21 protein-coding genes are annotated in these 24,383 nt (G+C 58.1%); 15 read left to right on the forward strand and 6 right to left on the reverse strand.

From position 1 onward, the window contains the following. The first annotated feature begins 34 nt into the window (after positions 1-34). The 4 genes from cmoA (at position 35) to AC5DB9_RS08045 (ending at position 4,758) form a co-directional block, all read left to right on the forward strand. Positions 35-757, forward strand: coding sequence for a carboxy-S-adenosyl-L-methionine synthase CmoA (gene cmoA / locus AC5DB9_RS08030; RefSeq protein WP_272994273.1), 723 nt, complete (start codon positions 35-37; stop codon positions 755-757). Then, a complete protein-coding gene (gene cmoB, locus AC5DB9_RS08035) occupies positions 754-1,737 on the forward strand; it encodes a tRNA 5-methoxyuridine(34)/uridine 5-oxyacetic acid(34) synthase CmoB (protein WP_273009542.1) in 984 nt (327 codons plus the stop codon). The genes cmoA and cmoB overlap by 4 nt, the downstream gene beginning before the upstream one ends. Positions 1,738-1,922: 185 nt before the next feature. Next, positions 1,923-3,374: a DUF1631 family protein gene (locus tag AC5DB9_RS08040; RefSeq protein WP_272994276.1), complete on the forward strand. Its 1,452-nt coding sequence runs from the start codon at positions 1,923-1,925 to the stop codon at positions 3,372-3,374. Between the two features lie 106 nt (positions 3,375-3,480). Further along, the gene (locus AC5DB9_RS08045) at positions 3,481-4,758 is read left to right on the forward strand and encodes an aspartate aminotransferase type Ic (RefSeq protein ID WP_272994277.1); all 1,278 of its coding nucleotides are present in this window, start codon (positions 3,481-3,483) and stop codon (positions 4,756-4,758) included. Positions 4,759-4,852: 94 nt separating this feature from the next. On the opposite strand, the gene AC5DB9_RS08050 is transcribed toward AC5DB9_RS08045, so the two are convergent. Continuing rightward, on the reverse strand, positions 4,853-5,188 hold the full coding sequence (locus tag AC5DB9_RS08050; RefSeq protein WP_272994278.1) for a DUF1820 family protein: 336 nt from the start codon (positions 5,186-5,188) through the stop codon (positions 4,853-4,855). 163 nt (positions 5,189-5,351) lie between these two features. Between AC5DB9_RS08050 and miaB the strand changes: the two genes are divergently transcribed. The 9 genes from miaB (at position 5,352) to holA (ending at position 16,391) form a co-directional block, all read left to right on the forward strand. Continuing rightward, positions 5,352-6,689 (forward strand): tRNA (N6-isopentenyl adenosine(37)-C2)-methylthiotransferase MiaB, encoded by a 1,338-nt coding sequence (gene miaB / locus AC5DB9_RS08055; RefSeq protein WP_022959654.1) that lies wholly within the window; start codon positions 5,352-5,354, stop codon positions 6,687-6,689. A gap of 97 nt (positions 6,690-6,786) precedes the next feature. Continuing rightward, entirely contained in the window at positions 6,787-7,755 is a 969-nt protein-coding gene (locus tag AC5DB9_RS08060) for a PhoH family protein (RefSeq protein WP_272994280.1), read from the forward strand. Then, on the forward strand, positions 7,739-8,206 hold the full coding sequence (gene ybeY, locus AC5DB9_RS08065) for an rRNA maturation RNase YbeY (RefSeq protein WP_272994282.1): 468 nt from the start codon (positions 7,739-7,741) through the stop codon (positions 8,204-8,206). Before AC5DB9_RS08060 ends, ybeY begins: the two co-directional genes overlap by 17 nt. 40 nt (positions 8,207-8,246) lie before the next feature. Continuing rightward, a complete protein-coding gene (locus AC5DB9_RS08070; RefSeq protein WP_022959657.1) occupies positions 8,247-9,098 on the forward strand; it encodes a CorC family transporter in 852 nt (283 codons plus the stop codon). A 65-nt stretch (positions 9,099-9,163) separates the two neighbouring features. Continuing rightward, a complete protein-coding gene (locus tag AC5DB9_RS08075) occupies positions 9,164-10,765 on the forward strand; it encodes an FMN-binding glutamate synthase family protein (protein WP_272994284.1) in 1,602 nt (533 codons plus the stop codon). Between the two features lie 97 nt (positions 10,766-10,862). After that, entirely contained in the window at positions 10,863-12,329 is a 1,467-nt protein-coding gene (lnt, locus tag AC5DB9_RS08080) for an apolipoprotein N-acyltransferase (RefSeq protein WP_272994285.1), read from the forward strand. Between the two features lie 85 nt (positions 12,330-12,414). Then, complete coding sequence (gene leuS / locus AC5DB9_RS08085) at positions 12,415-14,865, forward strand: leucine--tRNA ligase (protein WP_272994297.1); 2,451 nt, start codon at positions 12,415-12,417, stop codon at positions 14,863-14,865. After that, on the forward strand, positions 14,855-15,391 hold the full coding sequence (locus AC5DB9_RS08090) for an LPS-assembly lipoprotein LptE (protein WP_022959661.1): 537 nt from the start codon (positions 14,855-14,857) through the stop codon (positions 15,389-15,391). Before leuS ends, AC5DB9_RS08090 begins: the two co-directional genes overlap by 11 nt. Continuing rightward, positions 15,375-16,391 carry a DNA polymerase III subunit delta gene (holA, locus tag AC5DB9_RS08095; protein ID WP_022959662.1) on the forward strand — a complete coding sequence of 339 codons (1,017 nt, stop codon included), beginning with the start codon at positions 15,375-15,377 and terminating at the stop codon, positions 16,389-16,391. Before AC5DB9_RS08090 ends, holA begins: the two co-directional genes overlap by 17 nt. A 97-nt stretch (positions 16,392-16,488) precedes the next feature. On the opposite strand, the gene AC5DB9_RS08100 is transcribed toward holA, so the two are convergent. Both AC5DB9_RS08100 and AC5DB9_RS08105 read right to left on the reverse strand, forming a co-directional pair. After that, positions 16,489-16,755 carry a PepSY domain-containing protein gene (locus AC5DB9_RS08100; protein ID WP_022959663.1) on the reverse strand — a complete coding sequence of 89 codons (267 nt, stop codon included), beginning with the start codon at positions 16,753-16,755 and terminating at the stop codon, positions 16,489-16,491. A gap of 246 nt (positions 16,756-17,001) precedes the next feature. Next, positions 17,002-18,588 (reverse strand): hypothetical protein, encoded by a 1,587-nt coding sequence (locus AC5DB9_RS08105; protein ID WP_272994287.1) that lies wholly within the window; start codon positions 18,586-18,588, stop codon positions 17,002-17,004. A 169-nt stretch (positions 18,589-18,757) separates the two neighbouring features. Between AC5DB9_RS08105 and AC5DB9_RS08110 the strand changes: the two genes are divergently transcribed. Next, the gene (locus AC5DB9_RS08110) at positions 18,758-20,476 is read left to right on the forward strand and encodes an ATP-binding response regulator (RefSeq protein WP_022959665.1); all 1,719 of its coding nucleotides are present in this window, start codon (positions 18,758-18,760) and stop codon (positions 20,474-20,476) included. Positions 20,477-20,491: 15 nt separating this feature from the next. Here AC5DB9_RS08110 and AC5DB9_RS08115 read toward each other — a convergent pair whose 3' ends face one another. Next, positions 20,492-21,103: a response regulator transcription factor gene (locus AC5DB9_RS08115; RefSeq protein WP_022959666.1), complete on the reverse strand. Its 612-nt coding sequence runs from the start codon at positions 21,101-21,103 to the stop codon at positions 20,492-20,494. 229 nt (positions 21,104-21,332) lie between these two features. Between AC5DB9_RS08115 and gdhA the strand changes: the two genes are divergently transcribed. Next, a complete protein-coding gene (gene gdhA / locus AC5DB9_RS08120; RefSeq protein WP_022959667.1) occupies positions 21,333-22,682 on the forward strand; it encodes an NADP-specific glutamate dehydrogenase in 1,350 nt (449 codons plus the stop codon). A gap of 60 nt (positions 22,683-22,742) precedes the next feature. Here the strand turns inward: gdhA and AC5DB9_RS08125 are convergent, their stop codons facing one another. After that, complete coding sequence (locus AC5DB9_RS08125) at positions 22,743-23,189, reverse strand: hypothetical protein (RefSeq protein WP_022959668.1); 447 nt, start codon at positions 23,187-23,189, stop codon at positions 22,743-22,745. Between the two features lie 232 nt (positions 23,190-23,421). Beyond that, positions 23,422-24,333, reverse strand: a complete 912-nt coding sequence (locus AC5DB9_RS08130; protein WP_022959669.1) for a fatty acid desaturase family protein — start codon at positions 24,331-24,333, stop codon at positions 23,422-23,424. Positions 24,334-24,383: the final 50 nt, after the last annotated feature.

Genomic DNA, 24,383 nt, shown 5'->3' on the forward strand with positions numbered 1-24,383 from the left:
TAGAATCGCCGCAAATTTTTTAGCGTCGTCCCCGATGAACAAAACCGACACCATTTACGCCTCCCCTCAGGCAGACCTGCAACGCTTTGCCTTCGATGAAAAGGTTGTGGAAGTGTTTCCGGATATGATCCAACGATCCGTTCCCGGCTACGCGACCATTATCGCCATGACGGGTGTCATGGCCGGGCGCTATGCCAAAGCGGGCAGCAACTGCTATGACCTCGGTTGCTCACTGGGCGCAAGCTCGCTGGCGATCAGTCGCGAAACCCGAGACAGAGATTTACAGTTGATTGGCGTCGACAACTCCGCAGCGATGATCGAACGCTGTCGCGAATACTGCACGCAATCCAACACTGATATAGAACTGCGCTGCGAGAGTATTCAAGACACGGCGCTGAGTAACGCCTCCGTGGTCGTGCTGAATTTTACCCTGCAGTTTGTTCCCGAGGATCAACGCCAGGCACTGTGTCAGCGCATCAGTGATGCCATGCTACCCGGCGGCATTCTCATCCTGTCGGAGAAAATTCAATTCGCCGATGCCCACCTTCAGGAACTGAATACCGACCTGCACCACGCCTTCAAACGCGCGAACGGCTACAGCGACCTGGAAGTGGCCCAAAAGCGCAGCGCCCTTGAAAACGTCTTGATGCCCGAAACCTTGAGCGCACACCAGCAACGCCTTAAAGCCTGTGGGTTCAGCAGCGTAGATGTATGGTTTCAATGCTTTAATTTCGCATCGATGGTGGCGATCAAATGAACAGCCCGCGTATGGACTATCGCCCTTTCCTCGAAAAGCTTGCCCAAAGTGAAGCGCTGGCTGAATGGGCAGCACAACTGCCTGCACAGATCGCCAAGGGCCTTAATCCAAAACGCTATGGCGACCTGCCAAGATGGCAGACAGCACTCGACAGCCTGCCCACGCTCACTCCCGACACCCGCCACCTGAACCGTTCACGCGTTGGCGCCGAGGGCGCTGCCGACGAGGCCAGCCGCCAAATTCTGACGGACGCCCTGAAGGGCCTGCACCCCTGGCGCAAAGGCCCTTTTGAACTGTTCGGCGTACATATCGATACCGAGTGGCGCAGCGACTGGAAATGGGATCGCCTCGAGCAGGCACTGTCACCCTTGGCCGGACGCCGGGTGCTGGATGTGGGCTGCGGCAGTGGCTATCACTGCTGGCGCATGCGCGGCGCCGGCGCCGAACTCGTGGCGGGCATCGACCCCACCCCCCTGTTCATCGTGCAGTATTTCGCCCTGCAATATTACCTTCAGGATTTCGCCGTAGCGGTACTGCCCATGGGCATTGAGCATCTGCCAGAGAAGCTTGCCGCTTTCGACACCGTCTTCTCCATGGGCATTCTCTACCACCGCCGCTCCCCGTTCGACCATCTGCTGCAACTGCGCGATGCCCTGCGCCCAGGCGGGGAACTGGTACTGGAAACGCTAGTGGTTGACGGTGAACTGGGGCATACACTGGTTCCGGAGGGGCGCTACAGTAAGATGGGTAACGTCTGGTTTATCCCCTCCACCGCCACACTCGAAAGCTGGCTTCGCAAAGCGGGCTTCAGGGACATTCAACTCGTCGACGTTTCGACCACCACCACTGATGAGCAGCGCAGCACCGACTGGATGCAATTCCACTCTCTCGCCGACTTTCTCCACCCCGATGACCCCAGCCTGACCATCGAGGGCTACCCCGCCCCAAAACGCGCCGTGCTGATCGCCCAAAAACCCTGAACGCCCGCCACAACAGGCACTTAGTGGACATTGTTCATACTTTGAGAAAAAATAAGGCCAAAACCGGCGCAGCTTGCGGGCACTGTGGTAACGTTTCTGCGGATGTGCGACGGTGATAATAACGGCAACATGCCAATACAAACGGGGTAGCCTCGGCATTGATGGATGCGGCAGCGGCAGATAAGTTGACAGCGACGTTGGTCTCACTGACCAATGCGTGGTTTGACGACCATCTGTATCGTTTCCTGGAACGCCTGCAAGACAACTTTCATCGCCGTGCACTGGACAGTCGAGACGATAGCGAGCAGCAAGCACTACTCAACCAGCAACAGCGCATCCGCAGCGGCCAAGACGAAGCCTACCGGCAGTTTACCCGGCAACTGCAGCAAAAAATCAGTGGTGCCACACCCTATATCCCCGGCTACCACCCCAAGCTCGACCTGTTGATGCAGCGCTGTGATCAACAGCAAAATCCTCAGCTCAGTGAGCGCGCCAGTCGTCTGTGCCGAGCGATCTCACCCATGTCGATTCTCGCGGGCTTCCAACAACTGACTGATCCGTTGAAAATCGACAGTCAGCACCTCAGCCAAAGCCTGACCTTGTTCAACGTTTTGGTAATGCGGGAAATTCAGCAACTCTACGACAGCCTGCTCAATCAACTGCCCGATAGTGGCGATGAACAAAGTGGCGGATTGGACGGCTGGATCGCCCATATCGAGCGCCAACTCAATCAACAGAATTTAACTGCCCAGCAACGCGCCCTGAATGAGGCACGTCTTGCACGCCTGCGCTCCCGGCACAGTGGCGCGCCCGCCAGCCGCAGCCAGGAAACGCTGAGCGATCAGCAGCTACTGCGCGAGGCAGCAGCAATCTTCACCCGCTGCAGACTGAACCGTCAGCAACAATTCCCACCGCGTATGCTGGCGTCACTGAATACCCTGCAAACATTGGTCAGCGGTGTTGCATTACAAGAGCGGCGCCTGTTCCTCAATCCGCTGCACCCCGCGCGCCAACTCAGCCAACAACTGGTATCGGGTAGCCTTCGCTGGCAACAGGCCGACCCCTTGCTACAAGAGGAGTTCGAGAGCGCCCTGCACCGTATTGTTCGCAAGCTGCGAAACAGCGAACTGAACAGTGAGGCATTTACCGCGCAGCAGGCCGATGTCGATCACTGCTGTCAGCAGCTGGTGCAGAGTGCCAAGCTCAATGACCGTCGGCGGCTGCATCTTGAAGCCGGCAAGCGGCGGGTGACCCGTCTGCGCCGAAAAGTGCATACGCTGATCGACCAGAAGACCCATGGCGTCAATCTGCCAGCCAGTGTCGACAACCTGCTTTATGGTCCCATGACCGGTATTTTGCTCTATCACTGGCTGCGCAATGGCAGTAACAGTGACGCGCTGCGCCGCAACCTCGGGCTTGTCGACGATATTCTCTGGTATATCAAACCTCACCGGGAATGGGCCTTGATGCGCCGCGCCAAAGCCATGGGCAGCGATATCGAACAGCGCCTGCTCGATGGCTTGAAGCGCGTCAATGTCGACGACAGCAGCGCCCGCACACTGATCGATGAACTGCACCAGCTCCGCCTGATCGCCTCAGGCCTGTCCGGCATCAGCGGCCAGGGCGATCGCCACTGACCCCATCTTACTGCCGCTTCACAAAGCAGTTATACTTAGCGACTGCGGTATTCACAGCACCGCGCGACGACACAGCCAACGCACAAGCGCATTTAAGGTGACGATCTTGCAACTCGACCAAGCCTCTACGGAACAACTCCGCGAATGGGAAAGCGCTCTCAGCGCGCAGTATGAAGAATTTAAAGCCGCCGGGCTCAACCTCGACCTGACACGCGGCAAGCCCAGCAGCGAACAGCTCAGCCTGTCCGACGCGATTCTCGACGTGCTCGGGCACGACCTGAGCAACGAAACCAATACCGACCTGCGTAACTATGGCGGCCTGGACGGCATTGCCGAGTGCAAGCGCCTGTTTGCCCCGGTACTGGGCGTCTCTACCGACGAAATTCTGATTGGCGGCAACAGCAGTCTGACCCTGATGTACTTCGCTGCAATGTTCGCCAACCATATGGGCTTTGGCGATCTGGGCAAAGCGTGGAGCGATGGCGGGCAAACGGTGAAATTCCTTTGCCCGGTGCCCGGCTACGACCGCCACTTTGCTGTTTGCGAACACCTCGGCATTGAAATGATCCCGGTCAGCATGAACGACAATGGCCCGGATATGGACGAAGTCGAAGCGCTGGTAAAAGCCGACGCCAGTATCAAAGGTATTTGGTGCGTACCCCGCTTCAGCAACCCGACCGGGATTGTGTACAGCGATGATGTCGTCAAGCGCATTGCAGAGCTTGGCAAGATCGCAGGCGACAACTTCCGCGTATTCTGGGATAACGCCTACGCCGTGCACAGCCTCAGCGACAGTGCTCCGGAGCTGGCTAATCTGATGGACGCCTGCCGCAATGCGGGCACCGAAAACAGCGTCTACCTGTTCGGCTCCACCTCTAAAATCACCTACGCGGGTGCTGGCGTTGCCTTTGTCGGTATGTCTGCCGCCAATCTGAAAGCATTCAAACACCATTTGGGGATGACGCAGATTGGCCCCGACAAAATCAACCAGCTCCGCCATGTACGTTTGCTGCAAGACAGCAACGGCCTGGCCGCACATATGCGCGAACACGCGGCTGTCCTCAAACCGCGCTTTGATATTGTGCTGAAGCATCTCAACGAGGGTATTGGCGACAGTGGCCTGCTGAGCTGGACGGCGCCCGAGGGCGGCTATTTTATCGCCGTCGACACCCTGCCCGGCCTCGCCAAGCAAGTGGTGGCCATGGCGGCCGATGCCGGCGTAAAACTGACCCCCGCAGGGGCGACCTTCCCCTACGGCAAAGACCCGCAGGACCGCAACATCCGCCTTGCGCCCAGCGTTCCTACGCTGGAGGAAATCGATCGCGCCATGCAAGTCTTCGTGACGTGCGTAAAGCTCGCCTCCGTGCGCCAGCGACTGGGCTGAACCCTAGCAAAGCGCATAAAAAAGGGGCCCAGTGGCCCCTTTTTATTTTGTCGGCTTTACTCACCGACCAGCATCGCCTCTCATGGCGCGAGGCTTAATCGCTACTCGGTGATGGACGGCTACCGGGCATGGGGAAGTGACGTACATTACTGCCGCCCTCAGACTCCAGAATTTTTCCGGCCCCTTCTTTTTCCACTTCATCGATGCGAATCACCGAATGCATGGGAAGGTAACTGCGAATCACTCCGCTGAATTCATTTTTCAGCTTTTCTTCGCCGGGGTTGACCACAATCTGCCCAGGCTCGCCGAATACAAACTCCTCCACCTCGATAAAACCGTACATATCGCTCTGATAAATCGCGCGGGCATACAGCTCGTAAACTTGGTTGTTGTTGTGAAAGATCACCTTGTAAATCGGGGTCTTGGGCATCACTTGGGCAGTTCTCAATTGGGCGGTAAATGTCCCGCGCCGGGCCATCGCCCGCGGGGCGGCGGATGATACCATAATTCGCCCACAGGCACCGAACTGATTGGGATTTAGGCAGCAAGACCGCTATAATGTCGGCCCATTTTCCAGCGCCCGTCGCCGAACCATGACTGAAAAGACCAAAAAGCTGTACATCAAAACCCACGGTTGCCAGATGAATGAGTACGACTCCGCGCGTATTCAGGACCTGCTGGGGGTCAGTCACGGCCTGGAACCCACTGACAACCCCGAAGAAGCCGACGTTCTGCTGCTCAATACCTGCTCTATCCGGGAAAAGGCGCAAGAGAAGGTCTTCCACCAACTCGGCCGCTGGAAACAGCTCAAGGAAAGCAACCCGGAACTGATTATTGGTGTCGGCGGCTGTGTCGCCAGTCAGGAAGGCTCAGACATCGGCAAGCGTGCGCCCTACGTCGACGTGATTTTCGGACCGCAGACGCTGCACCGCGTACCCGACATGCTGAACCAACGCAAACCGGACGGCCCGGTAGTCGTGGATGTCACCTTCCCGGAAATCGAAAAATTCGACAGCCTGCCCGAACCCAGTGTGGATGGCCCCAGCGCTTTTGTGTCGATTATGGAAGGCTGCTCCAAATACTGTACGTTCTGCGTGGTGCCCTACACACGCGGCGAAGAAGTCAGCCGCCCCTTTGACGATGTCATTGCCGAAGTCGCCCAACTCGCTGCCAAGGGCGTGCGCGAAGTCAATCTGCTCGGACAGAACGTAAACGCCTATCGCGGCGAAAATCACGAGGGCGAAATAGTCGACTTCGCCGAACTGCTGAGTTTTGTCGCTCAGGTACCCGGTATCGAGCGCATTCGCTACACCACCTCACACCCGGTTGAATTCAGCGATGCCCTGATTGAGGCCTATCGCGACATTCCCGAACTGGTCGATCACCTGCACCTGCCGGTGCAGAGCGGCAGCGACCGTATTCTGGCCGCGATGAAGCGGGGCCACGTTGCCGAGGAATACCGGGCAAAAATCGCCAAACTGCGAGCCATCCGCCCGAACATCAGCCTGTCGTCCGATTTCATCATCGGCTTTCCCGGTGAAACCGAAGACGATTTCAACGACACCATGAAACTGATCGCCGATATCGGCTTCGATCACAGCTTCAGCTTTATATACAGCGCCCGCCCCGGTACCCCCGCTGCCCAGTTGGACGACGACACCCCGGACGCCGTGAAGAAAGAGCGCCTGCAACGCCTGCAGCATCGCATTCTGCAACAGGCCAACCAGATCAGCCGACAAATGGTCGGCAGCACCCAACGCATTCTGGTAGGCGGTGTGTCCAAGAAAGATCCGGGGCAACTGCAAGGTCGTACTGAAAATAACCGAGTGGTGAATTTTTCGTCGACGAATCAATCTCTTATCGGAAACTTTGTCGACGTTCTCATTACTGAAGCACTGCCGAACTCACTGCGCGGCGAGCTGGTTCACTGAGCCCGGTGTAAAGCGCGGATTTCCGAGCAGCTAAAATCGGCGTATTCTTCCCGTTATATCCCCTGATCAGGCCGCTGCGGCGGCAAGCGGAGTCACATTGACAGCACAGGCAACACAACGCGTACTTACTCTCGAACCCAGCGACAGCCAGCACCTGGCCGCCCTCTGCGGCCATCTCGACGAGCACCTGAAACTGATTGAACAGCGGCTGCATGTGCATATTGCCGCACGCGCCAACACCTTTCAGGTCAGCGGCGACGACAGTGCCGTGGAAGAAGCAGTACAGCTGCTGAAGCATCTGTACCGAGAGAGCACCTCAGGCACCACTCTCAACCCCGAGGCAATTCATCTGCGCATGCAGAAGTCTCACCTTGAAGAGCTGTCTTCGCCCAGTGAGCCAGTGGTGATCCGCACCAAGAAGGGCAGCATCAAACCCCGTGGCGGCAATCAACAGAACTATGTGCGCGCGATTCGTCAGCACGACGTGAACTTCGGTATTGGCCCAGCGGGGACCGGCAAGACCTATCTGGCGGTGGCCTGTGCCGTTGAGGCACTGCTGGCACACGATATCCAGCGTATTCTGCTGGTGCGCCCGGCAGTGGAAGCGGGCGAGAAGCTGGGCTTCCTGCCCGGCGATCTCGCGCAGAAAATCGACCCTTACCTGCGCCCACTCTACGACGCCCTGTACGAAATGCTCGGCAACGAAACGGTGACCAAGCTGATTGAACGCAATGTCATCGAAATTGCGCCACTGGCGTATATGCGGGGCCGCACTCTGAATGACTCTTTCATTATTCTCGACGAGGCGCAAAACACGACTCGGGAGCAGATGAAAATGTTCCTCACCCGTATCGGCTTTGGCTCCACCGCCGTTATTACCGGCGATGCCACGCAGATCGACCTACCACGCGGCACACCCAGCGGACTCACGCATGTGATGACGGTACTGGGCGATGTCGACGGCATCAGCATGACTAACTTCCAGGCCAAAGACGTAGTGCGCCACCCGCTGGTACAGAAAATTGTCGAAGCCTACGCGGCCTTTGAAGATGCCCCCCAGCGCTGACCTGACTCTGGAACTCGACCTGCAAATTGCCTGCGACCCGGCACCGGGCTTACCTTCGCAGGCGCAGCTAAAAAGCTGGGCAGAAGCCGCGTTACGGGGACGTCGCAACGACGCGGAACTCAGCATCCGCCTGGTGGATGAGGCCGAGAGCCAGACCCTGAACCGCGACTACCGCGGCAAGGACAAGCCCACCAACGTATTGTCATTTCCCGCCGACCTGCCTCCCGAACTGGAATTGCCCCTGCTGGGCGATTTGGTCGTATGTCGGCAAGTCGTTGAGCGCGAGGCCGAGGAACAGCACAAGGCGCCTCACGACCACTGGGCGCATATGATAATTCACGGTACACTCCACCTGCTCGGTTTTGACCATATTGATGATGGCGAGGCCGAGGTCATGGAAGCGCTGGAGATTGCCCTGCTCGGGCAGCTCGGCATAGACAATCCCTATTGATCCGGCACGACCGCCACATGCGAGGACAGCACACAAAATCATGAGCGAAGACCGATCTAGCAGCGATCCGGGTGATAAATCCTGGATCGAAAAAATTGCCCATGCTTTTTCCTCAGAACCGAAAACCCGTGAAGACCTGCTTGAACTTCTCGCAGTAGCCCGTCAGAACGAAGTGATCGACGACGATGCCACCAGCATCGTAGAAGGTGCCATGCATATCAGCGAAATGCAGGCCCGTGAGATCATGATCCCTCGCCCCCAAATGGTGGTACTCAAGGCCGATCAGCCATTGAGCGAACTGCTGCCGGTCATTATTGAAACGGGCCACTCCCGCTACCCGGTTATTGGCGACAGCCTCGACGAGGTATTGGGGATTCTGCTGTCCAAGGACTTGCTGCCACTGCTGTGGAAAACCGGCAATACCGACGACATCGACCTGCGCGCCATTCTGCGCCCGGCCACTCTGGTTCCGGAAAGCAAACGCCTGAATGTGCTGCTGCGGGACTTCCGCGAAAAACGCAACCATATGGCCGTCGTGATTGACGAATACGGCGGCGCCGCCGGGCTGATCACCATTGAAGATATCCTCGAGCAAATCGTCGGCGACATCGAAGATGAGTACGATGAAGAAGACGATCTGCCCATTCGCAAGATCGCCGACAACGACTATGTCGTCAAAGCGCTCACCCCCATCGAAGACTTTAACGAGCACTTCGGGGCGGCGCTGAATCACGACGAGTTCGATACTATCGGCGGCCTGCTGCTACAGTCTTTCGGACACCTGCCCAGCCGCAACGAAGTGGCACAACTGGACCGCTTTGAGTTCAAGGTCGTCAATGCCGACCACCGGCAGATTCACCTGCTGCGCATGCGACAACTGCCGGAAAGCTAAAAACTTGAACTCCCCTCACCGCCAAGGTCTACAATGGGCGGATAGGCAACGTCGAGGGGAGTTTTATGTCTGCCAGCAGCACGCTCGAAGCACTGAATAATCTGGCCCACAGCATCATCAGTTACAGCGCTCTGCTACTGGTCTTTGTGGTGGGTGTAGGCCTGCTCTACCTCGTGTGGCTGTACTATCGCGATGTCACGCAAACCCAGCACGCCATTCGCCGTAACTACCCACTGATCGGCCGCTTTCGCTACCTGTTCGAGCATCTCGGCGAATTCTTCCGCCAGTATTTTTTCGCCATGGACCGCGAGGAACTGCCGTTTAACCGCGCCCAGCGTTCCTGGGTGTATCGAGCGGCCAAAAATCTCGACAACACCATTGCCTTCGGCTCGACACGATCCCTGAACCACCCCAACGAAGTCCTGTTTATGAACTGCCTGTTCCCGACCTTGAGTCAGGACGCGGCCCCCACCCACAGCGTGTGTATCGGCGAGGGCTTCTGCGATAAGCCGTTTGCCAGCTCCGCCATTTTCAATATCTCCGGCATGAGCTTTGGCGCCATATCCAAACCGGCCATTCGTGCGTTGGCGGCAGGCGCCAAAGAAGCGGGCATCTGGATGAATACCGGTGAAGGTGGGTTGTCCCCTTACCACCTGGAAGCGGGCTGCGACATCGTTTTTCAGATTGGTACCGCCAAGTACGGCGTGCGCGATGACCACGGTCATATCAGCGAGGAGCGACTGCGCGATATCGCCGCCCACCCGCAGGTGCGCATGTTCGAGCTTAAACTCAGCCAGGGCGCCAAACCCGGCAAAGGCGGCATATTGCCCGGCGGCAAGGTCACCGAAGAAGTATCGAAAATTCGCGGCATTCCGGTTGGACAGGATTCGATCAGCCCCAATGGGCACCCCGATATTCGCAGCGTTGACGAGCTGCTCGATAACCTGATGCGGATACGGCGAATTACGGGAAAGCCGGTCGGTTTTAAAATGGTGCTGGGCTTCAGCGAATGGCTGGATGAGCTGGGCGAGGCGGTCCACCGCCGCGGTTTGGAGTACGCGCCGGACTTCATCACCATCGACAGCGCTGACGGCGGTACCGGCGCCGCGCCGCAAAGCCTGATGGATTACGTCGGCCTGCCACTGCGCCGCAGCCTGCCACTGGTGGTCGACAAACTGAATGAATACCACCTGCGAGAGCGCGTTAAGGTGATCGCCTCCGGCAAAATGATCAACCCCGCCGAAGCCGCCTGGGCGCTGTGTGTCGGGGCCGATTTTATTGTCAGCGCGCGCGGCTTTATGTTTGCGCTCGGCTGCATTCAGGCGCTGCAGTGCAACAAAAACACCTGCCCCACCGGCATCACCACGCACAATCCGGAGCTTCAGCGCGGCCTGGTCCCCGAAGACAAAGCCAAGCGAGTGGCCAACTACGCGAAGAACCTGATGCATGAAGTCGGCGTGATTGCCCACTCCTGCGGCGTACGAGAAGCTCGCTCTCTGCAACGCAAACATGTCTACTTGATCGATGAGCGCGGCGTACCGGAGCCGCTCAGCGACCGCTATCCCGATAAAACACCGCGACCGGAGTACCTGATCGCCACCGACAGTGTCCCAGTGCCACGGACAGCCCCCAAGGAAACCCGCCTGAACGAACCCGCCGAGGAATAGTCTGCTAATGCGCGCTGGCAGCCGTCACAGCGCACCGTTACACTAGCGCGCAGTCGCAGCACAGCGATCCTTGCTGACCACTCGGAGCCACAACAGGATGAAGCGGATAATTGCCGCGCTGGGCGGGGCACTCGTGCCACTGTCTCTCGCCCCTTTTAATATTTGGCCAATAGGCATCCTGTGCATGGCCATCCTGGCCTGGGCACTGGATGACAGCTCACCCAAGGAAGGATTCTTTCGAGGCTGGTTATTTGGCAGCGGCAGCTTTCTGACGGGTGTCTCCTGGATTTTTGTCGCTATGTACGTGTACGGCGACACCTCCGCGCCCCTGTCAGCGCTGATGACCGCAGCCTTTTGCATCGGCATCGGCCTGATCGCGGGCCTCTTCGGCTACAGCTATTCACGCTGGCTGCGCGACGGTCGCAGCGGCCGCCTGCTCGGCTTTGCCGCCGGCTGGGTGCTGTTTGAGTGGCTGCGCGGCTGGTTTATGACCGGCTTCCCCTGGCTCTATCTGGGCTACGGCCACCTGCACAGCCCGTTGGCCGGCTGGGCCCCGGTGCTGGGCATATACGGTTTGACCTTCTGGGTAGCACTGAGCGGTGCGGCTCTGGCAGCCATCGTCCTGGCACCGCGCGGCCAGCGCGGCCGCGCGGCACTGCCGCTGCTGGGCTGCGTCGCCCTGCTCGGACTGGGCGCCTCATTGCAGCGAGTAGAATGGACACAGCCCGCAGATAAGCCCGCCCTGCGTATTGGGGCCATACAGTCCAACATCACCCAAGACAAAAAGTGGGCCTACAGCCAGTACTGGGCCACGCTGGAACTCTACGACCTCAGCTCCGAAGCCCTGTGGGATGACGTCGATATCGTGGTCTGGCCTGAAGCTGCCATCCCCGCCCTCTATCGCAACGCAGAACCGTTTTTTGACTATGTTCGCGAACGCGCGACGGAAAACAACACCGCACTCATTACCGGCGTGCCCACCAAGTTTGACGACGACATGTACAACTCGCTGATGGTGATTGCCGGTGGCGAGGGTATTTATCACAAGCAGCGACTGGTGCCCTTTGGTGAGTACGTGCCGCTGGCAAGCTATATTCGCGGCCTGATCGGCTTCTTCGATTTGCCCATGTCCAGCTTCAGTCGCGGCGGCCCGAATCAGGCTCCACTGACCGCAGCAGGCTGGAATTTCGCACCGTCCATCTGCTACGAAATTGTCTACCCCGATCTGATTGCTCGCAGTACTGCCGACGCCGACGTACTGCTTACCGTGAGTAATGACGCCTGGTTTGGCAATTCCATCGGCCCTGCCCAGCACATGCAGATGGCACAGATGCGCGCGCTGGAAAACGGCCGTGAACTGCTGCGCGTAACCAGCACCGGCATTACCGCCATCGTCGACCACCGTGGCAATATGGTGAAACGTATTCCCTCTTTTACCAAGGATAACCTGATCGGCGAACTGCATGGTCGCGCAGGTCACACGCCCTTCAGCCGCTGGGGATCCACCCCTGTAATTATCGCCTGCGCTCTTCTCGCCGCCATTGCGATCCGTCGCCGCCGCTGATTCCCCGCAAATCGCATGGGCGGCGCGGCGACAAGCTGTTAAAATGCCCGGCTTTCTCAATGAACGTGCAGAGACCGCATCGCCAATGGATCACCACTATACCCCCCGCGATATTGAAGCCCGCGTCCAGCAGTACTGGCAGGAGCAGGGCAGCTTCACCGCTGTCGAGGACGAGAGCCGCGAGAAATACTACTGCCTGGCCATGTTCCCCTACCCCAGTGGCAAGCTGCACATGGGGCACGTTCGCAACTACAGCATTGCCGATGTGATCTCCCGTTATCAGCGCATGCTGGGCAAAAATGTTCTGCAGCCCATGGGCTGGGATGCCTTCGGCCTGCCCGCCGAGAACGCAGCGGTGAAAAACAACACCGCGCCCGCCAAGTGGACCGTGGAAAACATCGACTACATGCGCGGCCAACTCCAGCAACTGGGTTTTGCCTACGACTGGAACCGCGAACTGGCCACCTGTAAGCCCGACTACTACCGTTGGGAACAGTGGTTCTTCACCCGCCTCTACGAAAAAGGCCTGGTCTACAAAAAGACCTCGGCGGTGAACTGGTGTCCCCACGACGAAACCGTGCTGGCCAACGAGCAAGTCATCGACGGCTGCTGCTGGCGCTGCGACACCCAGGTGGAACGCCGGGAAATCCCCCAGTGGTTTATCAAAATCACCGACTACGCCGACCAACTGCTGGCCGACCTCGACCAGCTCGACGGCTGGCCCGAGCAGGTGCGTACCATGCAGCGCAACTGGATCGGTCGCTCACAGGGCGTGCAAATGCGCTTCGACCTGGCCGACGGCGTGGCAGGTATCGACCACTTTGAGGTCTACACCACCCGCCCCGACACCCTGATGGGCGTCAGCTACGTCAGTCTGGCTGCGGAGCACCCAATCAGCCTGGCGCTGGCCGAGAACAACCCCGAGCTGGCGGCGTTTATCGACGACTGCCGCCACAGCTCGGTGGCCGAGGCCGATATGGCCACCATGGAGAAAAAGGGCATGGCCACCGGCATCACTGCCCTGCACCCGATTACCGGCGAGCCCGTGCCGGTGTGGATTGCCAACTATGTGCTGATGGATTACGGCACCGGCGCGGTGATGGCCGTGCCTGCCCACGACCAGCGCGACTTTGAATTTGCCCAGAAATACCAGTTGCCGATTCAGCAGGTGATCGAATCTGGCGACGTGGATGTGAACGCGGAAGCCTTTACCGAGAAAGGCCCGCTGATCAATTCCGGTGAGTTCGACGGCCTCGATTTTGACGCGGCTTTCGACGCCATCGCCACCAAGCTGGAAGGCCTCAACAAGGGCCGCGTCACCACCAATTACCGCCTGCGCGACTGGGGGGTTTCCCGCCAGCGCTACTGGGGCGCGCCGATTCCGGTGTTCAACCTGCCCGACGGCGGCGAGATTGCCGTGCCCGCTGACAAGCTGCCCATCCTGTTGCCCGAAGACGTGGAAATGGACGGCGTGCAGTCGCCGATCAAGGCCGATCCCGAGTGGCGCAAAGACAGCCTCAACGGCGAGGCGGTAGAGCGCGAGACCGACACCTTCGATACCTTTATGGAGTCGAGCTGGTACTACGCCCGCTTCACCTGCCCCGACTACGAAGACGGCATGCTGGACCCAACGCGCGCCAACTACTGGCTGCCGGTGGATCAATATGTCGGCGGCATTGAGCACGCCATTCTTCACCTGCTGTACGCGCGTTTCTTTCACAAGCTGATGCGCGACGAAGGGCTGGTGAACAGCGACGAACCCTTTGAGCGCCTGCTCTGTCAGGGCATGGTACTGAAAGACGGCGCGAAAATGTCCAAGTCCAAAGGCAACACCGTGGACCCGCAGGCCCTGATCGAGCAGTACGGCGCCGATACCGTGCGCCTGTTTATCATGTTTGCGGCACCGCCGGAACAGAGCCTGGAGTGGTCGGACAGTGCCGTGGAAGGCGCCAACCGCTTCCTGCGCCGCCTGTGGAAACTGACCGCCAGCCATCTGGAAGCGGGCGCGGCCCCGGCACTGAACAGCAGCGCCCTGACCGGTGAGCAAAAGGCCCTGCGTCGCAAGACCCACGAAACCATCGCCAAGGTCAGCGATGACTACGGTCGCCGCCAGACCTTCAATACCGCGATTGCCGCGGTGATGGAACTGGTCAACGAGCTGTCGCGCTTCGAACGCCAGAGCGAACAATGTCTGGCTGTAGAGCGCGAAGCTCTGGAGGCCGCCGTCGCCCTGCTGGCGCCGATTGTGCCGCATATCAGCCACGAGCTGTGGCAGCAGCTCGGCTACAGCGATGCCATCATCGATGCGCCGTGGCCACAGGTGGATGACAGCGCGCTGGTGCGCGACAGTATCGAGATGGTGGTGCAGGTCAACGGCAAGGTGCGCGCCAAAATGGACGTGCCCGCCGACGCCGATGCTGACGCCATCAAAGCGCTGGCCAAATCACAGGAAAATGTGCAACGCTTCCTCGATGGTCTGACCATTCGCAAGGAAATTGTCGTGCCCAAAAAACTGGTGAATATCGTTGCCAACTAAACGCCGTTACATCGCTGCCCTCGCCGCGCTGAGCCTGCTGCTCAGCGCCTGTGGCTTTGCACTGCGTGGCAGCACGGGCATCGCCGACTCGCTGCAGCCGGTAATGATCGAGGGCAACCGCAGCAGCCAGGAATTGCAGCAGGCCCTGCGTCGCCAACTGCAAATCAATCAGGTGAGCGTGACCCGTGAACGCGGCGACGCAAAGCTCATCGCGCAGGTTGAACTGCTGCGCAACGACAAGCGCAGCATTGCCCTGGATCGCGAAGCCCGCGATGCCGAATACGCCCTGTACGAGCGCGCGCAACTCACGCTGTATAACGCCAAAGGCCAACTGCTGCGCGGCCCCACTATGCTGGAACAGCGCCGCCTGGTAGTGAACGACCCTGACAACCCCGTGGGCGAAGAAACCGAGTCCAGTATTGTGCGCGCCGAAATGCGCGAGCAACTGAGCATCCGGCTCGCCCAGCAACTGGAATACTGGTCGCGACTGCTGGATCAGGATAGCGTCAATGCGCCTGCGCCCTGAGCAACTTGAGGGGCAACTCGCCAAGGGCTTACTGCCCGTCTACCTGCTCTCGGGTGACGAACTGCTGATTCAGCAGGAATGCGCCGACACCATTCGCCAGCACTGCCGTGACCAGAACATCCTTGAACGCGATGTGCTGGAAGCCGAGCGCGGTTTTGACTGGAACGCCCTGCTTGAGGCCGGACAGTCGATGTCGCTGTTCGCCGATCGCAAACTCATCGAATTACGACTTGGCGGCGCCCGCATGGATCAGAAAAGCTCCGCGGCACTGCAGCAGTACCTGGAGCAGGCCGACGGCAGCAATATTCTGCTGATTAGCTGCGGCCGTCTCGACAGCCGCAGCATGAGTGCCAAATGGGTCAAAGCCATCGACAAACTCGGCGCAGTGATGCAAATCTGGCCGATAGAGCGTCGTCAGCTTGGCCCGTGGATCGCCCAGCGCCTGCGCGACCGCGGCATGCAGGCCGACCGCGAGGTGGCCGAATTGCTTGCCGACCGCGTTGAAGGCAACCTGCTGGCTGCCGCTCAGGAAATTGAAAAGCTGCATGTGCTGATCGGCGACAAACCGCTGAGTACCGAGGTGGTCGCCGCCGCTGTCGCCAGCAGCGCCCGCTACGACATTTTCAAACTGATCGACGCCGCACTGGCGGGCAATGCCGGTCACGCCCTGCAAATGTACAACGGCCTGGTCGCCGAGGGCAGCGAGGAAATCCCCATGCTGGGCGCGATCAGCCGCGAGCTGCGCAACCTCTACCAGTGTGCGGTAGCAATCGAACAGGGAAACGGCATTGAACGGGTGCTCGACAACGCCCGGGTATGGGACAAGCGCAAAGGCCTGTACAAACGCTGCTTAAGTCAGCACAGCGCCGACTCGCTGGGACAGCTGCTGCAACTGGCCGGGCGGCTGGATGCCGCACAGAAAGGTCAGAGTGATGAATCGCCGCGCCTGTTGTTCACCGAAATCATTGCCGGCCTGGCGGCCACGCCCATTATCGCCTGAAGCGGCCCGCTTTCACGGGCGATACAGAAAATCGAAATACGCCCACACACCCGCCATTAGACGGCGGGCGGTCAGGGATTCGCTAAGAAGAAGCAACTTAGTGATCGGGCCGGTCAGAGAGTACTTCGAGGGTTTCCGCGTGCACCTTCAGTTCGCGCTCCTCACTGCCTTTGTAGGCCTCAACTTCCCAAACACCATTGTCCATCGACACTTCCGAAAGCGTGTAGCCCTTCGCTTCTATCGCTTTGGCGACCTCGGAAAGCGGTTTGGCATTCTTAGGAGGCAGATCCGCACTGGCCCAAGACGCTGCCAACACGGTCACCACGGCGGCAATACTCACCTTCATTGCTTTCACTGTATGCATAGCTCCTCCTCGCCACCCTATGAGTGCGTCACTATGGGCAGCAACTGTGAATGGTAAGCCTATGACGATTCCCTTGTGGCGAAGTTTCCCTGACCTCGACTAAAGTCTAAAACGAAAAAAGCGAGCCTGAAGGCTCGCTTTCCCTGGCAACGATCAAACAGTTGCATCCTTGCTGGCATCCCTGCCATTTGCAGTCCTTGCTGGCGGCGCCTCCCTACCTGGCCGCCACATCATCATTCAGGCGGCTCAGGGGCTGCGATAGACTTGATTGGGAAGCTCCATAAGCTCAACCGTGCCCTCGGCTGTGCCGTCTGTCATGTAGGCATGCAGGGTGGGTGTCTCCGAGTCGTCATAGGCTGAGAAAAACAACTTGCCGGCCACCTCGCCGCTTACTAAGGGCGCGTTTGCATAGCGAGCCAACAGCGGCCGTGGCGCTGAAGACAGATTATCGCCAGTGGTCAGGTCGTTAGTTTCCAGCACCAGCGAGGTGCCTTCAGCGCTACCGTCGGTTTTCCACAGCTCTTCACCAACCGCCGTGCCGTCAATAACGGTGTCAGCCACGAAGTAAATGGTGCCCTCAACTTCGGTGAACAGCTCACCGAACTGCGTCCGTGATTTCACGCCCGTGTAGGTGGTCATAGTGTCGCCGGGGTGCATGGAGGCAAAGGTGAACTCCCCGTCTTCAAACGCAGTGCGATACACGTTGTTGGTGGTCACAACGAACAGGCCCAGCGAGGTGGCGTAAAACCTCGAGGCAAACAGCCCCTCGGGGAAATCACCACTCTCCTGCAGTGTGGTGCCGTCATAGGCATAGACATGGCGGGTGAAGTTAGCGGCATTGATCCTGCGGTCAGCATAGAAGTACAGCGTATCGCCCACCACCGTTAAATTCTGAACGAAGGTCACATCCTCACCCAGCTCGCGGCGCACATCACTGCCGTCTTCCGCCACGCTGTACAGTAGCAACGAGCTTTGGTTGTTGGGGTCATTGTTGGCCAAAAAGAACAGCCGCCCGGCAAAGCTGGTCAGGCTATGCGGCTGAATATTCGTGGGGTAGTAATCGCCGTCTGCCAGCACATAGGGCGTATTTGCTGGCGCTTCAGCGCGCTGCACCGCCAGCGATTCGGTCGGTTGCTTTACGGCCACACCACCAACCGGCTCACCTTCAACAAACACCAGCTGCGTACCTTCCTGGCTGCCATCGCTCACATACAGCGCAGGAACATTACGGCTATCTGATGTTACCCCTCGGCCAAGGATAAAGATTGAGTTGCCGACCGTTTGCATGCCTTGAATGTTTATTGAGGCCACGCCACCCACATCAATCTCTGTCAGCGTTTCCGCGTCGAGATCGTAAACAAAAAACTCCCGAGCGGAGCCCGTTGTACCCGCGCTGAACGCCAGCTTGCCATCCATCCACTGCAAATCCAGCGGACCGCTACTGCCTTCGATATCCACCAGCACTGATGTGCCGGCCTCGGTGCCGTCACTGACCCGCAGCTCACGCCCCTCGTTGGGGGATTGGGCACTAAAATAGAACTTTCCATCATCAAAAAGTATCGGGTTTCGGCCGTTAAATTGTTGTATAGCCGGCTGCCCTTCATTGAAGTCCTTCAGCAAGCCCGTGCCCTCAGCGCTGCCATCGGTGGTGTACATATCAAATAAGCTGCGATTAGAGGCGCTAACCACTGGAAAGATCAGGCGCTCCACGCTGCCCGGCGTGCCCTCCGGCACACTGGTCGTGCCGCCACCACCGCCGCTCCCGCCGCCACAGGCGGCCAAAGTCAGTATCGCGGCTGACAATGCCGCCCGTGAAAAACCTTTGTAAGTCATCGCTCGTCCCTACCTCTATACAGTCATTTGCCTGCGCATATTTGTGGGACTAAATTTAATCAGGACAGCAAATTTAAAACTTCACTCTGATGGGCGAAGTCAGGAGAATAGCGAACGCGGTACAACGTGTTATCGAGTTTCTTCGCCACCGAGACCAAGCTCCTACCTCATGACTGCTAACGGCAACAGCGTGCTGCAAAGCCGCATTACTCAGGAACGCCACAATCTTTTTATGGCCGAGGTGGGGTCGCGCATGGTCGTATCCGCGGCGATTGCGCTCGCGGTACTACTGCCGTTCTATCCCGCATTGAGCAAGACCCAAATAGCCCTCTGGTCAGGCTATATCCTGAGTATTTCCACCGTCAGCCTGCTGACAGTGGCGTATTACAACCGGCACCGCCAGCGCGAGAGCCAGCTCACCGTAAAATGGCATGCCATCAATATCGCCATGGCGCTGTTGTGGAGCAGTCTGTGGTGTATGGCACCGTTCCTGTTTTTCACCCAGGCGAATACCGAGCAGATTCTCGTTTTCCTGCTCATCGTCACGCTTGTCAGTTCGACGCCCTCGGTTTCGATGGGGGTGTACCCGGATATTTTTCTCAGTTTTATCGGGCCGGTATTTCTGTCGTTAACGGTGTACCTGAACCACTACCATGGCGAGCAAGCCTGGCTGATCCGATTTATCCCGCTGATAACCCTGGCCTCGCTGAGCCTGTTCAGTCTCTACATCCATAAAGCACAGCTGAACAATATTCGCCTGCGTATTGAGGCCGAGCTGGCCCACCGCGACGCCGAACGGGCCAACCGCAGCAAAAATCGCTTCCTCGCCGCAATCAGTCACGACCTCCGCCAACCCCTGCAGGCTGCGACGCTCTATGCCTCGCTGATTCGCGATCAACACGACGAGGCCAGTCATCAGATCAGCCGCAAACTGCTGTCGGCTCTCCATTCCGGTAGCGAACTGCTTGACCAGTTGCTAATGCTGTCGCACCTGCAAAGCGGCAGCTTTACCGCGCACCCACGCGACTTCTGTCTCGACGACTGCGTGGATAAGTTGATAAACGAGAGCCTGCCCCAGGCCAGAGAGAAAGGACTTCGCTTACACAGTGATATCGAGCCTGGACTCCGGCTCTACGCGGACCCACTGCTGGTTACCCAGATTCTGCGTAACCTCCTGAGCAATGCGATCAAATATACCGAGCGCGGTGAAGTCCGCTTGAATGCCCGGCAACTGAATGGCCAGGTACAACTCTCGGTCACCGATACCGGCATTGGCATTGACCCGCAGCGCCATGACGATGTTTTCGATGAATTTATACAAGTGGATAATGCGCATCGCGCGCTGGAGAATGGCTTGGGGCTGGGCTTATCGATTGTTAAACGTCTTTGCTCGCTGAGCGGAGCATCGCTGGAGCTTTCCTCACAGCTCGGCAGAGGTAGCTGTTTTCGCCTCAGCCTGCCGGCAGGTCGTCCCCTCTCAGCCGACCAGCAGGCTCCCGAACCCGAACTACCCGCGCATTGCACGCTGCGCATCGTGGTGGTGGATGACGATGTCCGTATTACCGAATCGCTCTCAGAAGTACTGGTGGAATGGGGCGCCGATGTCTACGCCTACAACAGACTCAGCGACGCCTTCACGGACCTGTCACGGCGGGACACCATGATTCCCGACGTGATTCTCTGCGACGGGCAACTGGGTGAAGGACATACCGCCCTGCATGTCTTCCAGGCACTTGCCAAACTTTACAGCAAAGATATTCCACGGGTATTGCTGAGCGGCATGAGCGACGCCCGGCAAGCCAGCCTTATCGACGCCAATGCCACGCTGTTGAAGCCTATTGATGCCGACACCCTGAAGCGCACCCTTCTTGAGCTATCGGGTCGATAAGCGATCTGTCTGGCCTCAAATCAGGCCGAGGCCGCGCGCCTTTTCCAAACACGCCGTGCGGTTGGGTACGTCCAGCTTGTCGAACAGCAGTCGCATATGCGTTTTAACGGTATTCAGGCTGATATCCAGTGAGCGCGCAATTTCCTTGTTGCTCTGCCCCTGCTGGAGCAGCGCCAGGATGGCCGCCTGCTGACGGCTCAGCTTAAGCGGCAAAGGCGCAGCCTGCTCGGCCAGCAGGCGATAAGAATCGGAAAAAAATGGCTGGCCGGCCATCACCCCCGACACCGCTGCCACAAAGGTTTCCACTGCCTCCCCCTTGTCGACAAAGCCGTCGATATCCAGATACTGCGCCTTCTCTACGGTAGCGGCATCCAAGGCACCGGAGCAGAGAATTACACGCAGCCGTTTCAGCGCGCTGCCGAGAATACGCAGCAGTGACAGCCCATCCAGTTCCGGCATCGCCACATCCACTATCAGCAGTTCTGCGGAGGCCAGCGCATCGCCAGCGGCCAGCAGCTGCTGAGGGGCACCGTACTGCGTCACCTTGCAGCCCGGAATCCGCGCCGCCAGTGTCAGCGCCAGCGCGTCGGCAAACAGCAGATGGTCATCGACGATTACAATGTTCAAGCTTGAAGGTATTCAGTATTTAAAGTCATGCCATATTTTATCCTAAAACGCCGCAAACACCTCAGCGTTGCCGTCATAAAGCGTCGATAACATTCCCGCACCACTCAGCGAAGGCGTCATGAAAAAGCACAATATTGGTGCAGCACTTGCCGTTCTATGCTGAAATACGCGCTTATTTCTGCGGATCGTCCTCTCCGCAGACCGACCTTATGTAAGCAAAGGATACGCAATGACTACCCGGCTGGACGACAAGCTCAACCTTATCTATCAAGACGTATTGCACCGCAACCCCGGCGAAACCGAATTCCACCAGGCGGTATTGGAAGTCCTGGAAACCCTCGGGCCAGTGGTGGGTAAATACCCCGAGTTTGCCGACAAGAAAATTATCCAGCGTATTTGCGAGCCGGAGCGTCAGATCATCTTTCGCGTTCCCTGGCAGGACGACAATGGCGAGATTCATATCAACCGCGCATTCCGGGTTGAGTTCAACAGCGCTTTGGGCCCCTACAAAGGCGGTATGCGTTTCCACCCCTCAGTGTACCTGGGTATCGTCAAATTTCTCGGCTTTGAGCAGATTTTCAAGAACGCCTTGACCGGCCTGCCCATCGGCGGCGGCAAAGGCGGCAGCGACTTTAATCCCAAAGGCCGCTCCGACGACGAAATCATGCGTTTCTGTCAAAGCCTGATGACCGAGCTGTATCGCCACATTGGCGAGAACACCGATGTGCCCGCCGGAGACATCGGCGTGGGCAGTCGGGAAATCGGTTACCTGTTCGGCCAATACAAACGCATTACCAACCGTTACGAGTCGGGCGTACTCACCGGCAAAGGCCTGGGTTGGGGAGGCAGTCGCGCCCGGACCGAAGCCACGGGCTACGGTGTCGTCTTCTTCACCGAAGAGGTCCTGAAGACCCGCAACGACAGTCTGGATGGTAAAACCCTGGTGGTATCCGGCTCTGGCAATGTGGCGACATACGCGATTGAAAAAGCCCATGAAAAAGGGGCCAAGGTCATCGCCTGCTCAGACTCTGGCGGTATCATTATCCACGAGCGCGGCATTGATCTTGAAATATTGAAGCAGATTAAACAGAAAGAGCGCCGCCGTATCAGCGCTTATACCGAATACCACAAAGACGCCCGTTACGTGGAAAACGGCGATATCTGGAGCATCCCCTGCGACATCGCCATGCCTTGTGCGACACAGAATGAGCTGAACGGCAAAGACGCCAAGACACTGATCGAAAACGGCTGTATGGCGGTGATTGAAGGCGCCAATATGCCCTCAACACCGGAAGCGATTCAGCTACTGCAGGAGGCCAATCTGATTTATGCGCCCGGCAAAGCAGCGAATGCCGGTGGCGTGGCGACCTCCGGGCTGGAAATGCAGCAGAATGCCATTCGCGACTCATGGAGCTTCGACTACACCGAGCGACGCCTTGAAGAGATTATGGTTGATATCCATCGCAACTGTTATGAAACCGCCGCCGAGTTCGGCTGCGAACATAACTATATGCTGGGCGCCAATATCGCCGGTTTCCTGCGCGTTGCCGATGCGATGACCGCATTGGGCGTGATCTAAGCCACGGCAAGAAGGGGCTCGCTGGCGCAGGGGAAGTCGCGCGCAACGAGCCCCAAGACACTAGAACGGCAGTACCGCCTGTAAGGCAGGATCACTGTTCAATAGCACATCTGTCAGCGACAGACTGCCCGCCCCCGCCAGAGGGATTCCAGCCCCCAGTTTGTGGTTGGACAGTACAATTTCTAACAGGCCATCGGCGATCAGCAACGCGCCCTCAACATCTCTTACCACCGGCAAACCACGGCCATCCAGCACCGGCAAACTCTCCAGTACAGGCACGCCGTCAAGCAGCGAACGGCCACCGTTGGCGAACAACAGCGACCCGCTGAGCTGATTGACGGTGCCCACGGGGTCACCCAGCACACCGCCAATCAAGGGGAGTGACGACAGCAGCCCATCTCCACCGATGCCCAGCGCGCCGAGCACGGGCAGTTCGGCCGAAGCGATACTGGCGTTCAGTATAAACACACTGGCAATGGCGGTTTTCGTCAGGCGCGTTATTGTCATTATTGTCTCCTTCTTCATGAATCGCTGCCCGCCTTTACCGGCGGACATCATTGGGATAAAAAATCCGGGAAAGCTGTCAGCGCAGATTCCCGGCAATTGGCCCCGGAGTGGAACGGGCAACGTTGTTAACGCTGAGACCAAACGCTCGACGTCAAAATCACTTTTCGTAGAGAACAAACTACGCCGATAATTTGTCGATAATCCGCCACAAAGCATTCAAATACGGTCATCGTTACACTCTGTTCGGCTTGGCAGCCACCGGGTGATGCGGCCTCAGCGGACGTCGACTGAAGATATCAATGACGACATTTCCGTTTGCTCTCATCACCGCTTCGATGCGTCTAAACAAGGCGTGGTAGCGATAAAACGGCACCCGAGGAAAAGCATGATGAATGGAGTGCAAGTTCTGCCCCAGCCAAAACCATTCCACCGGCTTGGCCCAAAGAGGAAACACCATGCTATTGGTATTGCGATAACGAGCCGAGTCTTCGTATGGCAGATGAGGACGATAGGCAAACCAGTAAGTCGTAAACGCCAGCCCCAGAAAGTACCCCACCTGTATGATCGCCATAATCTTGGGAGCGAGTACAAAAAGTGCCACACGCCAGGCAAGTGCCACGCTGAGCTCCGCGAGAAAAATGAGTCGGGTATTCCGCGACGACGCAGAGACTCCTCCTTTGACGGCATACGTCATTTGCATCCACCAAAAGCGCAGCACCGCCTGCGCCGACGCGAACAGACTGCGCCCCATGTCTTTCAGCATAAAATCCGGATCTTTACCGGGCACATTGGTATGACGGTGATGCGCCAGATGTTCTTCCCGGTGCGATGCGTAAGGAATAAGGACGATCTGAGCCGCAAGATAGCCGCAAGCATCATTCAAGTAACTCAGTGATCGGTGTCGACCATTGATATTCCCGTGCACGGCTTCGTGCAGCGGGGTATAGGACATGTAGGTAATGGCCGCGACAGCAAATACCGCGATTGATAGCGGCATCTCGCCGTTAAAAGCGAGGTAATACGTCATCGCGTAACTGGCAAACAGTCCCGCGGTCATCAATAGTGTGGGCAGCGCAAAGTGCCCCATATACCGCAGCGCCTGTTGAGTGGCCTGCCGGTTCATGTTCTCCAAATCGTGCGTCATATTGCCTCCCGTGACACTCGAAGGCGACGTGCTCATCAGCGCTCAGCACC

The sequence above is a fragment of the Spongiibacter sp. genome (assembly GCF_984394615.1).

Excerpts from the sequence above, each read along its gene's own strand:
- cmoB (WP_273009542.1), top strand. The coding sequence starts at position 754 with ATGAACAGCCCGCGTATGGACTATCGCCCTTTCCTCGAAAAGCTTGCC.
- AC5DB9_RS08125 (WP_022959668.1), bottom strand. The coding sequence starts at position 23,189 with ATGACAATAACGCGCCTGACGAAAACCGCCATTGCCAGTGTGTTTATA.
- gdhA (WP_022959667.1), top strand. The coding sequence starts at position 21,333 with ATGACTACCCGGCTGGACGACAAGCTCAACCTTATCTATCAAGACGTA.
- AC5DB9_RS08070 (WP_022959657.1), top strand. The coding sequence starts at position 8,247 with ATGAGCGAAGACCGATCTAGCAGCGATCCGGGTGATAAATCCTGGATC.
- AC5DB9_RS08110 (WP_022959665.1), top strand. The coding sequence starts at position 18,758 with ATGACTGCTAACGGCAACAGCGTGCTGCAAAGCCGCATTACTCAGGAA.
- lnt (WP_272994285.1), top strand. The coding sequence starts at position 10,863 with ATGAAGCGGATAATTGCCGCGCTGGGCGGGGCACTCGTGCCACTGTCT.
- AC5DB9_RS08075 (WP_272994284.1), top strand. The coding sequence starts at position 9,164 with ATGTCTGCCAGCAGCACGCTCGAAGCACTGAATAATCTGGCCCACAGC.
- leuS (WP_272994297.1), top strand. The coding sequence starts at position 12,415 with ATGGATCACCACTATACCCCCCGCGATATTGAAGCCCGCGTCCAGCAG.
- AC5DB9_RS08105 (WP_272994287.1), bottom strand. The coding sequence starts at position 18,588 with ATGACTTACAAAGGTTTTTCACGGGCGGCATTGTCAGCCGCGATACTG.
- AC5DB9_RS08130 (WP_022959669.1), bottom strand. The coding sequence starts at position 24,333 with ATGACGCACGATTTGGAGAACATGAACCGGCAGGCCACTCAACAGGCG.
- miaB (WP_022959654.1), top strand. The coding sequence starts at position 5,352 with ATGACTGAAAAGACCAAAAAGCTGTACATCAAAACCCACGGTTGCCAG.
- ybeY (WP_272994282.1), top strand. The coding sequence starts at position 7,739 with ATGCCCCCCAGCGCTGACCTGACTCTGGAACTCGACCTGCAAATTGCC.
- holA (WP_022959662.1), top strand. The coding sequence starts at position 15,375 with ATGCGCCTGCGCCCTGAGCAACTTGAGGGGCAACTCGCCAAGGGCTTA.
- cmoA (WP_272994273.1), top strand. The coding sequence starts at position 35 with ATGAACAAAACCGACACCATTTACGCCTCCCCTCAGGCAGACCTGCAA.
- AC5DB9_RS08050 (WP_272994278.1), bottom strand. The coding sequence starts at position 5,188 with ATGCCCAAGACCCCGATTTACAAGGTGATCTTTCACAACAACAACCAA.
- AC5DB9_RS08100 (WP_022959663.1), bottom strand. The coding sequence starts at position 16,755 with ATGCATACAGTGAAAGCAATGAAGGTGAGTATTGCCGCCGTGGTGACC.